Annotated in this window: 11 protein-coding genes; 8 read left to right on the top strand and 3 right to left on the bottom strand. The window is 72.0% G+C overall.

What is annotated here, in order from left to right; genetic code table 11:
• Both ABFJ78_RS21390 and ABFJ78_RS21385 read right to left on the bottom strand, forming a co-directional pair.
• Nucleotides 1–1,224 (bottom strand): cytochrome P450, encoded by a 1,224-nt coding sequence (locus ABFJ78_RS21390; RefSeq protein ID WP_436388114.1) that lies wholly within the window; start codon nt 1,222–1,224, stop codon nt 1–3.
• Nucleotides 1,225–1,260: 36 nt separating this feature from the next.
• On the bottom strand, nt 1,261–1,956 hold the full coding sequence (locus tag ABFJ78_RS21385) for a TetR/AcrR family transcriptional regulator (RefSeq protein ID WP_372668037.1): 696 nt from the start codon (nt 1,954–1,956) through the stop codon (nt 1,261–1,263).
• A gap of 143 nt (nt 1,957–2,099) precedes the next feature.
• On the opposite strand from ABFJ78_RS21385, the gene ABFJ78_RS21380 reads away from it, so the two are divergent.
• From ABFJ78_RS21380 to ABFJ78_RS21370, 3 genes are all read left to right on the top strand, one after another.
• Nucleotides 2,100–3,515 carry a replication-associated recombination protein A gene (locus tag ABFJ78_RS21380; protein WP_436388113.1) on the top strand — a complete coding sequence of 472 codons (1,416 nt, stop codon included), beginning with the start codon at nt 2,100–2,102 and terminating at the stop codon, nt 3,513–3,515.
• Nucleotides 3,516–3,632: 117 nt separating this feature from the next.
• Nucleotides 3,633–4,010, top strand: coding sequence for a VOC family protein (locus tag ABFJ78_RS21375; RefSeq protein WP_436388112.1), 378 nt, complete (start codon nt 3,633–3,635; stop codon nt 4,008–4,010).
• Nucleotides 4,011–4,036: 26 nt separating this feature from the next.
• Nucleotides 4,037–4,882, top strand: a complete 846-nt coding sequence (locus ABFJ78_RS21370) for an NAD(P)-dependent oxidoreductase (protein ID WP_436388111.1) — start codon at nt 4,037–4,039, stop codon at nt 4,880–4,882.
• A 39-nt stretch (nt 4,883–4,921) separates the two neighbouring features.
• Here the strand turns inward: ABFJ78_RS21370 and ABFJ78_RS21365 are convergent, their stop codons facing one another.
• Nucleotides 4,922–5,812, bottom strand: a complete 891-nt coding sequence (locus tag ABFJ78_RS21365; protein ID WP_436388110.1) for a hypothetical protein — start codon at nt 5,810–5,812, stop codon at nt 4,922–4,924.
• A gap of 129 nt (nt 5,813–5,941) precedes the next feature.
• Here ABFJ78_RS21365 and ABFJ78_RS21360 point away from each other — a divergent pair, with 129 nt between their 5' ends.
• The 5 genes from ABFJ78_RS21360 to mltG all read left to right on the top strand — a co-directional run bounded on the left by ABFJ78_RS21360 (nt 5,942) and on the right by mltG (nt 12,007).
• Nucleotides 5,942–6,328 carry a DUF948 domain-containing protein gene (locus ABFJ78_RS21360; protein ID WP_086678291.1) on the top strand — a complete coding sequence of 129 codons (387 nt, stop codon included), beginning with the start codon at nt 5,942–5,944 and terminating at the stop codon, nt 6,326–6,328.
• Nucleotides 6,325–6,630: a hypothetical protein gene (locus tag ABFJ78_RS21355; RefSeq protein ID WP_436388109.1), complete on the top strand. Its 306-nt coding sequence runs from the start codon at nt 6,325–6,327 to the stop codon at nt 6,628–6,630. The genes ABFJ78_RS21360 and ABFJ78_RS21355 overlap by 4 nt, the downstream gene beginning before the upstream one ends.
• 73 nt (nt 6,631–6,703) lie before the next feature.
• Nucleotides 6,704–9,364: an alanine--tRNA ligase gene (alaS, locus tag ABFJ78_RS21350; RefSeq protein WP_436388108.1), complete on the top strand. Its 2,661-nt coding sequence runs from the start codon at nt 6,704–6,706 to the stop codon at nt 9,362–9,364.
• A gap of 64 nt (nt 9,365–9,428) precedes the next feature.
• The gene (gene ruvX, locus ABFJ78_RS21345) at nt 9,429–9,857 is read left to right on the top strand and encodes a Holliday junction resolvase RuvX (RefSeq protein WP_315863291.1); all 429 of its coding nucleotides are present in this window, start codon (nt 9,429–9,431) and stop codon (nt 9,855–9,857) included.
• A complete protein-coding gene (mltG, locus tag ABFJ78_RS21340; protein WP_436388107.1) occupies nt 9,854–12,007 on the top strand; it encodes an endolytic transglycosylase MltG in 2,154 nt (717 codons plus the stop codon). Before ruvX ends, mltG begins: the two co-directional genes overlap by 4 nt.
• Nucleotides 12,008–12,022 lie beyond the last annotated feature (15 nt).

The following is a 12,022-nucleotide window of genomic DNA, read 5'->3' as shown; positions in this document are numbered from 1 at the left end:
TCACGCCGTGGTGAGCGGCAGCTCCCGCACCCCCGTCATGTTCGGGTTGATCTGGAACTTCGGCGGCTCGCCCGGGATCGTGCGCAGCGCGGGATAGCGGTCGAACAGGATGTTCAGCGCCACCCGGCCTTCGAGCCGCGCGAGCGGCGCCCCGATGCAGAAGTGGATCCCCCGGCCGAACGCGAGGTGCGGGTTCGGGTCCCGCAGCGGGTTGAACGTGTCCGGGTCGGTGAACACCCGGTCGTCGCGGTTGGCCGCCGCGACCCAGACCATCAGCATCTGGTCCGCGGGCACGGTCGTCTCGCCCAGCTCGACCTCGCGGTTCGTCGCGCGGGCCACCGCCGCGAACGGCGACAGGTACCGCAGCGACTCCTCGATCGTCGGTGGCACGAGCGACCGGTCGGCGCGCACGCGCTCGTCCCACTCCGGGTGGGTGTCCAGGCACAGCACCGCGTTGCCGAGCAGCATCGTGGTGGTGATGTGCCCGGCCAGCAGCAGGACGTTCGCGAAGTTGACGACTTCGTTGCGCGTCAGCCGTTCCCCGTCGAGCTCGGCCTCGACGAGCTTCGTCAGCAGGTCCTCCCGCGGCTGCTTGCGCCGTTCGTCGACGTGCGTGCCGAGGTAGTCCGTAAGCGCTTTCTGGCCCTCCAGGGACTTCTTGACCGCTTCCTGGCGCCCCTCGGTCTGCTCCTTCAGCGAGAACTGCTCCGAGGAGTCGAACAGCTTGTCCACCCAGCCCTTGAACAGGTTCCGGTCGCTCGCGGGGACCCCCAGCAGCTCCGCGATGACGATCACCGGCAACGGGTAGGCCAGGTCCTCGACCAGCTCGAGCCGGTCCGACGACCCCGCCGCGTCGAGCAGTTCGTGCGTCACCGCGGCGATGCGCGGCTCGAGGTCCGCGACGACCTTCGGCGTGAACGCCCGGCTGACGAGCTTGCGCATCTTGTTGTGCAGCGGCGGGTCCAGCTGCAGCAGGTTCCCCGCCTGCATCTCCTCGAAGTCGACGTCGATGTCCTGGCCGGCCATCATGTCCTTCGGCACCAGCCGGGTGGTGTCCGAGGAGTACGTCGCCGGGTCGCGCAGGACCTCTTCGGCTTCCGGGTGCCCGTAGACGTTCCAGAACCCGAGGTCGGCCGCGTGGTGGACGCGCTCCTCGGGCTGCTTCCCCCGCAGCCAGAACTGGGCTTCGTGGAGTCCCCAGAGGTCCGCTTGTGTGGTGGTCATGTCCGCCCCTTTTCTTTCCCCTGTGTGGCCCCCGGGTCAGCCGGGAGCCCTGGTGGGATCGTGTGCGTAGATCCCTTTCCGGTAGCCCGAGACGAGCTCCTCGAGCGCCGAACCCAATTCCGCCGCCACGTCCGCGACCGCCGCGGGATCGGGCTCCCCGGCCGGCTCGAACGCGGTGCGGATGATGTGCGCGAGGACCGCCGCCTTCTCCTCCAGCGCGATGCCGTCGAACTCGTCCGACAGCGTGTCGCCGAGGTAGAAGCCGAGCGTCGCCGCGTGCAGCGCGTAGGTCACGTTCGGGACGTCCGCGCGGATCAGCCCGCGCCGGAGCATCGCGTCCTCGAACTGCCCGCGCAGCTCGTCCTGCTGCTTGCGCAGGGCGAGGTCGCCGAGCGAACCGAACATCTCGGCGTTGCCGCGCAGCATCGCCATCACCAGTGGACGGCGGTGCGTGGTGAGGAACGACGCCGAGATCATCCGGTGCGGGAGGATCATCGCCGGATCGGCCTTGATCGCCTGCAGGATCTCGTCGGTCAGGTCGGCCGACTCGCGCATCATCAGCGCCTGGAACAGCAGTTCCTTGTTGCGCCAGTGCAGGTAGACGGTGCCCTTGCCGATGCCGACCGCGCGCGCGATGTCGTCGACCGCCACCTTCCGGTAGCCCATGCGCAGCAGCAGCTCGCCCGCCGCGTCCAGGATGCGGTCGGCGCGCTCGCGGTTGGGATGGCTCATGCGTTCGTCCACCTGCTGGTTCGTTGAGAGTTTGACCTGTTGACCGGAATCGCACTTTTGGTCAACCGGTCATAACGACCGTAGCGCCGATCGCCGGGCCGGGGCAAGTGGTTCTGTCGGTGCCGTCGGTTAACGTCATCGGTGTGGCACAGGACGAACTCTTCACCGGCGACGCACTCTTCTCCGCGGAGCCGGCATCCAACGCCGTGAACGCCGACGTGGCGCCGCCGCCGGAGCGCACGACGTCGAACGCGGGCGAACCGCAGGCGGATCCGGCCAGCTCGCCGCTGGCCGTGCGGATGCGGCCGCGTTCGCTCGAGGAGGTCGTCGGCCAGCAGCACCTGCTGCGCGAAGGCGCCCCGCTGCGGCGGCTCGTCGAAGGCGCCGCGCCGGCGTCGGTGCTGCTCTACGGCCCGCCCGGCACGGGCAAGACGACGCTGGCCAACCTCGTCTCGATCGCCACCGGCCGCCGGTTCGTCGCGATGTCGGCGCTTTCGGCGGGCGTCAAGGAGGTCCGCGGCGTCATCGAGGAAGCGCGGCGGCGCCGGCAGTACAATGCCGAGAACACCGTGCTGTTCATCGACGAGGTGCACCGCTTCTCCAAGACCCAGCAGGACGCGCTGCTCGGCGCGGTCGAGGACCGCACCGTGCTGCTGGTCGCGGCGACCACCGAGAACCCGTCGTTCTCCGTGGTCTCACCGCTGTTGTCGCGGTCGCTCGTGCTGCAGCTGCGTCCGCTGACCGACGAAGACATCACCGAGCTGATCGAGCGCGCGCTCGCCGACGAACGCGGCCTCGGCGGCGAGCTGACGCTGACCGAGGACGCGCGCGCCCACCTCGTCCGGCTCGCGGGCGGGGACGCGCGCCGCGCGCTCACCGCGCTGGAGGCGGCGGCGGACGCGGCGTCGGCCACCGAGGCGAAGACGATCGACCTCGCCATCGTCGAGTCCACTGTGGACAAGGCGGCGGTGCGCTACGACCGTGACGGCGACCAGCACTACGACGTCATCAGCGCGTTCATCAAGTCGATCCGCGGGTCCGATGTGGACGCCGCGCTGCACTACCTCGCCCGGATGATCGAAGCGGGGGAGGACCCGCGGTTCCTCGCGCGGCGGCTGGTCGTGCACGCCAGCGAGGACGTCGGCCTCGCCGACCCGACCGCGCTGCAGGCGGCGGTCGCGGCCGCGCACGCCGTGCAGTTCATCGGCATGCCGGAGGGCAGGCTGGCGCTGGCCCAGGCGACGATCCACCTGGCCACCGCGCCGAAGTCGAACGCGGTCGTCACGAGCATCGACGCGGCCTTGGCGGACGTCCGGGCCGGGCTGGCCGGCGCGGTTCCGCCGCCGCTGCGCGACGGGCACTACGCGGGCGCCAAGAAGCTGGGCAACGCGCAGGGTTACCGGTACCCGCACAACGTCCCGGAAGGCGTGCTGGCGCAGCAGTACCCGCCCGACGAGCTGGTCGGCCGGGACTACTACGAGCCCACCCAGCGCGGCGCCGAGCGCACCCTAGCCGAGCGCGTCCCCAAGCTGCGCCGGACGATCCGCGGCGAACGGTGAGCCGGGCGGACGATTCTCCGGACCCTGATCATCTTCGCGGCCCGAGGCGGTCAAGATCATCGGGTTTCGTAAGCTGCTGCCCTCGAAGGTGACCCGATCCCCGCAGGAGGCGTGCCCGTGCCCGCGACGCTGCAGTGCATCGTCCTGGACTGTCCGGAACCGGTCGTGCTCGCCCGCTTCTACCAGGCCCTGCTCGGCGGCGAGGTGGACCGGCCGGACCCGCGCTGGCGGGTCGACGAGGACTGGTCGACGCTGCACGTGGGCGGGATGGTCCTCGGGTTCCAGCGGGCGCTGGACCACCAGCCGCCGCGCTGGCCGGACCCGGCGCACCCGCAGCAGTTCCACCTCGACTTCGAGGTGGACGATTTCCGGGAGTCGCACCACGTCGTCCTGGCCAACGGCGGCCGGCTGCTCGACCCCGACCTCGGCGGCCGCGGCTGGCGCGTCTACGCCGACCCGGCCGGGCACCCGTTCTGCCTGCTGGGCGATTACTGAGCGCGTTCCGTGGGCACGTGGAGAGCATGAGCGTCGCGTTTCTCGGAACCGGAATCATGGGCGCCCCGATGGCGGCCAACATCGCGAAGGCGGGCCTCGGCGTCCGGGTCTGGAACCGGACCCGGGCGAAGGCCGAGCCCCTCGCCGACGTCGCGACGGTCGCGGATTCGGCGGCCGCGGCGGCCGAGGGCGCGGACACCCTCGTGACGATGCTCGCCGACGGACCCGCGGTGGCCGAAGCGTTCGAGGCGGCTTCGCCCGCTTCGGGCACGTTGTGGCTGCAGATGAGCACGGTCGGCCTCGACTGGACCGACCGGCTCGCCGCGCTGGCGGAGAAGGCGGGCGTGGTGTTCGTCGACGCGCCGGTGCTCGGCACCCGGCAGCCGGCGGAGCTGGCGCAGCTGCAGGTGCTGGCGTCCGGCCCGGAAGAGGCCCGTCCCAAGGCCACGCCGGTGTTCGACGCGGTCGCCGTCAAGACGCAGTGGCTCGGCCCGGCGGGCAACGGCAGCCGGCTGAAGCTGGTGCTGAACGCGTGGGTGCTGGCGCTGACCAACGGCACGGCGGAGAGCCTCGGCCTGGCCCGGGCGCTGGGCCTGGACCCGGCGCTGTTCCTGGAGACGATCGAGGGCGGCGGCCTCGACGTCGGCTACGCGCACGTGAAGGGCGGCGCGATGCTGTCGGGCGAGTACCCGCCGTCGTTCCCGGCGGGCCTGGCGGCGAAGGACGCGCGGCTGGTGGTGGAGGCGGCGGGCGAGGACGTCGACGTGGCAGGGGCCCGTGCGGTCCTCTCGCACCTGGAAGCGGTGGTGGACGCGGGCCACGGCGACGAAGACATGGCGGCGCTCTACCGCGCGGTGCTCAAGTCCTCTTGACCGTGGGTCTCAAGCGCCCGAAGGCCGCCTCGGGGCGCTTCAGGCCGGGAGGAGTGTCGCGAGCCGGTCCACGCCCAGGGCGCTGGTCAGGAAGCGTTCCTTCGCGTTGCCCAGCAACTTCCGCGTCCACGACGTGAAGCCGCCGTCGCCCACTTCGGCGAGCTCACCGCCGCCAAAGGACGCGTACACCTTGAAGCAGAGGCCGGTGTAGTACCCACCTCGGCCGCTTTCGCGCTCCGGGAACGGGCGGACGGGCACGTCCGGCACCGCGTCGAGCAGGCCCTCGAACCGGGGGTCCAGCACGGTCACGGCGAGCGAAACCTCCGTCGCGCCCAGCGCCCGGCAGGCGGCGGCCAGCAATCCGGCGTGCTCGGCCAGGTGCTGCCGCTCGAAGGTCAGATCGCCGGAGTCCCGCCCGGCCGTCACCGCGCCGAAAAGGGAGAAGTGCGCGAACAGCCCGGCCGCGACCTGCTGGGCCCGCACCACGCGCTGCACCGTGGCCAGGCGGACGACGTCCTCCGCCGAGCGCCGGACCGCCGCCTCCAGGGCCAAGCCGGTGGTGGGGTCCGCGGCGACCTCGGTGCCGCGGCCGGTCGGCACCACCCGGTGCTGGGCCACTCCGGCCACCGCCGAATGGGTGCCCAGCGGGACGAGCGGCGAGAGGGCCACCAGGTCGAAGTCCGCGGCCGCGCCGAGCACGGCGTCTTCGACCCGGCGCAGCCGGGCGAACGGCAGCGGGCTCGGCGCCGCGAACCGGTCGGTCCGGTGCCGGCGCAGCACGTCGGGTCCGGACAGCCGGGCCGCGCGCCGGCGCGCCACCTCGAGCTGGACCGTCGTCAGGTCGGCGCCGGGCAACGCGGCCAGCACGTCGGCCGCGCCGCCGCCCGGCCCGGAAAGCACCCGGCGACCGGGTCCGTCGTCGTGTCCCATCGCTCAGGTGTACCGCCCCGCGAGCGCCCGGGGCGACGCGTTTTCCGGCCCGCGCGGGGTGACACGGTCGGGAACCCGGCCAGGCGGTAACCTCACCAGCACCCGAAACCCGTGAACCGAGGAGGGCCCGTGTCGGCAGGGCAGATCGCCGCGTTGATCGCCGCAGGAGCATTCGTGGTGCTGGTCGTCCTGCTGGCGATCCCGCTGATCAAGCTCGGCAAGACGCTGGACGCGGCCACCGAGGCGATCGAGCGCACCAACAGCAACACCGACCCGCTGCTGATCGGCGCGAACCAGACGATCACCCACGTCAACGCCCAGCTCGAGCGGGTGGACGGGATCACGTCGAACGCGCAGGCGGTCACCGGCAACGTCTCCGCGCTGGCGTCGGTGTTCACCGCGACGCTGGGCGGCCCGCTGGTCAAGACCGCGGCGCTGTCCTACGGCCTGTCCAAGGCGATCAAGGCGCGCAAGAAGAAGAGCGCGCTGAAGGCCGCGAAGAAGGCCGCGAAGTGAAGCGGCTGTTCTGGCTCGGCGTCGGCGTGGTCACCGGCGTCGTGCTGTCCCGCAAGGCCGCCGAAACCGCTCGTCAGGCCACTCCGGCCGGGTTAGCATCGAACCTGGGCGAGGCCGTGCGCGAGCTGGCCGGCGCCGTGGGTTCGTTCGGCGCCGAGGTGCGCGCGGGCATGAACGAGCGGGAGCAGGAGTTGCACGACATGGTCGAGGAGCGGGCGGGCGTGACCACGCCCCGCGCCGAGGGGCGCCACGCGGCCGCCGCCCGGCGCCCGGTCCGGCGAGCTCGCCGGGCGGAGGGCTGATCCGGGCCTGCCCGGAACCCTTCCGCCGTCGACGCCGACCACCTCTTCGTCACCAGCAACAAGGAATGACCCCGTGGACACACACGAAATCACCGATCGATTCCTGCGCCATTTCGAGAGCAAGGGTCACACGCGCGTGCCCAGCGCGCCGCTGATCCTCGACGACCCGAACCTGCTGTTCGTCAACGCCGGCATGGTGCAGTTCAAGCCGTACTTCCTCGGTGAGGCGCCGCCGCCGTACCCGCGCGCGACCTCCGTGCAGAAGTGCGTGCGCACGCCGGACATCGACGAGGTCGGCAAGACCACCCGGCACAACACGTTCTTCCAGATGGCCGGCAACTTCTCCTTCGGCGACTACTTCAAGGAAGGCGCCATCGAGTACGCCTGGGAGCTGATCACCAAGCCCCAGAGCGAAGGCGGCTACGGCCTCGACCCGGATCGCCTCTGGGCGACCGTCTACGAAGACGACGCCGAAGCGGCGGGGCTGTGGCGGAAGATCACCGGCCTGCCCGGCGAGCGCATCCAGGCGCGCGACATGGTCGACAACTTCTGGTCGATGGGCATCCCCGGCCCGTGCGGCCCGTGCTCGGAGATCTACTACGACCGCGGCCCGGAGTACGGCCGCGAGGGCGGCCCGGTCGTCGACGAGGACCGCTACATCGAGATCTGGAACCTGGTGTTCATGCAGAACATCCGGGGCGAGGGCAGCGGCAAGAAGGACTTCCCGATCCTCGGCGAGCTGCCCGCGAAGAACATCGACACCGGCATGGGCGTCGAGCGCGTGGCGACGATCCTGCAGGGCGTCGAGAACGTCTACGAGACCGACCTCGTCCGCCCGGTCATCGGTCGCGCGGAGGAGTTCTCGGGCCGCCGCTACGGCGCCAACCACGCCGACGACGTCCGCTTCCGCGTCATCGCCGACCACGCCCGCACCGGCGTCCTGCTGATCGGCGACGGCGTGACCCCGGGCAACGACGGCCGCGGCTACGTGCTGCGCCGCCTCCTTCGCCGCATCGTCCGCTCCACGCGCCTGCTGGGCGTGCAGGAGCCGGTGCTGCAGGAGTTCGCGAAGGTCGTGCGCGACACGATGGGCCCGACCTACCCCGAGCTCGTCGACGGCTTCGACCGGATCAACGAGGTCGTCCGGATCGAGGAGGAGGCCTTCCTCTCGACCCTGACCTCCGGCTCGCGCATCTTCGACATGGCGGCCGAGGAGACCAAGCGCGGCGGCGGGGACGTGCTGGCCGGCGACAAGGCGTTCCAGCTGCACGACACCTACGGCTTCCCGATCGACCTGACCCTCGAGATGGCGGCCGAGCAGGGCCTGACCGTCGACGAAGAGGGTTTCCGCACGCTCATGAGCGAGCAGCGGACCCGCGCGAAGGCGGACGCGGCGGCCCGCAAGACCGGCCACGGCGACCTCTCGGAGTACCGCAAGGTCCTGGAGCAGCACGGCGAGACCGAGTTCCTCGGCTACACCGACCTGCAGGCCGAGGCGAAGGTCGTCGCGCTGCTCGAAGACGGGCAGCCGGTCCGCAGCGTCGCCGCGGGCAAGAAGGCGGAGCTGGTCCTGGACCGGACGCCGTTCTACGCCGAGAGCGGCGGCCAGGTCGCCGACACCGGCGTGCTGCTGGGCGACGGCGTCGAGCTGAAGGTCCTCGACGTCCAGAAGATCGTGCCCGGCCTGTACGTGCACCGCGTCGAGGTCACCGACGGCGAGGTCGGCCTGGACACCAGGCTCACCGGCTCGGTCGACGCGCACCGCCGCCTGTCCATCGAGCGCTCGCACTCCGCGACGCACCTGGTGCACGCGGCCGTCCGCGGCGCGTACGGCAAGCGCGCGGCGCAGGCGGGCTCGCTGAACTCGCCGGGCCGGATGCGGTTCGACTTCACCACCCCCGGCTCGGTGTCGGCGGACGTGCTGACCGAGGTCGAGCAGGAGGTCAACGACTACCTGCAGACCAACGTCGAGGTCCGGAGCTTCACCACGACCAAGGACAAGGCCCTCGAGCTGGGCGCGGTCGCGCTGTTCGGCGAGAAGTACGGCAACGACGTCCGCGTGGTCGACATGGGCGACTACTCCCGCGAGCTCTGCGGTGGCACGCACGTCGAGCGGATCGGCCAGCTCGGCCTGGTCAAGCTCGTCTCCGACGCCTCCATCGGCTCGGGTGTCCACCGCGTCGAGGCACTGGTCGGCAGCGACGCGCTGAAGTACGTCCGCAAGGAGCAGCTGCTGGTCTCGCAGCTGGCGAACACGTTCAAGGTGCCGTCGGACCAGCTACCCGGCCGCATCGAGGACGTCCTGAGCCGGCTGAAGAACGCCGAAAAGGAGATCGCGCAGCTCAAGACCCAGCAGGTGCTGGGTTCGGCGGGCTCGCTGGTCGACAAGGCGCAGGAGATCGGCGGCGTGACCGTGGTGGCCGAGGTCGTCCCGGACGTCGACGGCAACGGCCTGCGCGCGCTCGCCTCCGACATCCGCGGCCGGCTCGGCTCGCGGCCCGGCGTGGTGGCGCTGTTCTCGCCCGCCGGCGAGAAGCTGAGCTTCGTCGTCGCGACGACCAAGGCGGCCCAGGACAAGGGCATCGCCGCGGGCAAGCTCGTCCCCTCGTTCGCCGAGCAGATCGGCGGCCGGGGCGGCGGCAAGCCCGACATGGCCCAGGGCGGTGGCACGAACCCGGCCGGCGCGGCCGACGCGGTCACGGCCCTGCGTTCGGCGATTGCCGGCATTGGTTAACCGCGGAAACCGTGGCCCGGACCGGCCGGGAGAGGCCGATCCGGGGCGCGGCCGCCGCCTCGGCGTGGACGTCGGATCCGTCCGGGTCGGGGTGGCGCTGAGCGATCCGGCCCCCGTGCTGGCGTCGCCATTGGTTACCCTCTCCCGCGATGCGACCGACGACAGTGATCTGGACCAGCTGGCCGCCCTCGTCACCGAGCACGAGGTGGTCGAGGTGATCGTGGGCCTGCCCCGAACGCTCGCCAACCGCCAGGGTCCGGCGGCCGAGCTGGCGATCGCGTATTCTGAACGCCTGGCCGGGCGGATAGCGCCCGTGCCGGTCCGGCTGGGCGACGAGCGGCTGACCACGGTCACCGCATCCCGCATCCTCTCCCAGCGCGGGGTCAAAGGCCGCAAGCAGCGTGCGGTGGTCGACCAGGCCGCCGCCGTGGAGATCCTGCAGGCCTGGATCGACGCCGCCGCTGCGCACCGCGCCCGGGAGGGAGACCGATGAACGAGCAGCCACCTGAGCCCCCTCGCGGGCGCAGGCGACTCCGCGAACCGGGACCGGCCACCCCGCCGCCGTCCCGCCCCGATCCCCGCGCGAGCGGGTACCAGGAGCTCCCGCAGCCGTCGCGGCACAGCGGGTCCCACGAGCTGCCCCAGCCGTCGCGCCGGGCGCGCCCCGAGCCGGGCTACGACCCGCGCCGCGACGCGCCGCCGTCCGGCCGCCGTCGCCGCCTCGAACCGCCGGGCACGCTGCCCCCGGCCGACGACGACTTCGACCCCCGGGAAGCCGAGCGCTCGGCCCCCGTCCGCGCCCGCCACGGGCTCGACGACGGTGCTGACGGCCCGCCCCCGCGTCGCGCGGCTCCCGAGCCAGGGCGCCGCCGCGCGGCCCCCGAGGAGCCGCCGCGCCGCCGCCGTCCCGCGCCGAGCCCGGACGAAGGGGCGGATGCCCGCCGGCGCCGCCCGAGTCCCGAAGAGCTGGCCGAAGCCGACGCGGCCCGCCGCCACCAGGCGATGCTCGACCTGGAAGAGGCCGCCGAAGCGCAGGCCGCCCGGCTCCGGGGTGCCCCGGACGAAGGCCCTCGGCGGCGTCGCCGGGCCGAGCCCGAGCCGGTCGAGGCCGTCGAGCCGCCCGCCGGCCGCCGGCGGGCCGCGCCGGACCCGAACGAAGCCGAGTCGCACCGGCGTCGCGCGGCGCCCGACCCCGACGCCGACCCCCGTCGCGGCGCGCCGGAACCCCCGCGGCGGCCCGTCCAGCCGGGTGACCGGTCTGTCGGCGTGCCCGAACCCGGCCTGGAGCCGCCGCGGCGCCGCCGCCCGCCGCCCCCGCCGGTCCGCGAGGACCCGCCGACCGACATCATCCCCGCCCAGGCCCCGGCGGAACCGGCCCGCGATGAGCCCGAAGAGTTCTTCGCCGAGGGCGACGAGTACGCGGAGTACGACGACTACGACGAGTACGCCGAAGGCTACGAGGACTACGACGACGCCGAGTACGACGAGTACGAGGACGAGCCGGAGCAGCCGCGCAAGAAGAAGAAAAAGGGCAAGCGCGCCCTCGGCTGGGTCGCCGCGCTCGTCGTGATCGTGCTGCTCGCCGGCGGCGCCTACTACGGCTTCAACAAGATCTTCGGCTACGACGACTTCGAGGGCGCCGGCGACGGGGACGTGCTGTTCCAGGTCGACGACGGCGATTCGACGTCGGCGATCGGCGCGAAGCTCGCCACGGCGGGCGTCGTCGCCAGCGGCAAGGCGTTCGTCAAGGCCGGTGAGGACAACCCGAAGCTCGCCCGGATCCAGCACGGCTTCTACGTGATGAAGTCGCACATGTCGGGCGCCAGCGCGGTCGACCGGATCACCGACGCGGCCTCGCGGGTCGGCCAGCTGGAGATCCGGCCGTACACGCAGTTCGACGACATCACCCAGCCCGACGGCAAGGTCACGCCCGGCGTGTACAGCCTGATGGCGAAGGCGTCCTGCGCGCAGATCAACGGCAAGAGCACCTGCGTGACCGCCGACGACCTGCGCAAGGTGGTCGACGGCGCCGACCTGAAGACGCTCGGCGTGCCCGACTGGGCCATCGAGCCGGCGAACAAGGCCGACCGCAAGGACCGGCGGCTCGAAGGCCTCATCGCGCCCGGCCTCTACGACGTCCGGCCGGGCGCGTCCCCGCAGGAGATCATCGGGCAGCTGGTGCGCAGCTCCACCGAGGCGATCCAGAACGCCGGGCTGAGCCCGCAGTCGACCGGTCCGGGGATGACGCCGTACCAGACGCTGATCATCGCCTCGATCATCGAGCGCGAGGCGGTGAAGGCCGACTTCGGCAAGCTGTCGCGGGTGATCTACAACCGGCTGGCGAGCAACATGCGGCTGCAGATGGACTCCACGGTCAACTACGTGCTGGACCGCCCGACGCTGGCGACCAACGACGACGACCGGAACCGGGCCGGGGCGTACAACACCTACAAGAACACGGGCCTGACCCCGACCCCGATCTCGGTGCCCAGCGCCGACGCCATCCAGGCGGCGGTGCACCCGACGGCCGGGGAGTGGGTCTACTTCGTCAAGTGCGAGAAGAACGGCCTCTCCTGCTTCGGGGTCACGTTCGACGAGCACAAGGCCAACGTCAAGCTGGCCCAGCAACGTGGTGTCTTCTGAGCCGCGCCGCGCCGC

It is taken from the genome of Amycolatopsis sp. MEPSY49, from assembly GCF_051337345.1.
Classification (GTDB): Bacteria; Actinomycetota; Actinomycetes; order Mycobacteriales; family Pseudonocardiaceae; genus Amycolatopsis.
Note: the sequence above shows the minus strand (reverse complement) of the source record. Positions and strands in the feature narration are given on the sequence as shown.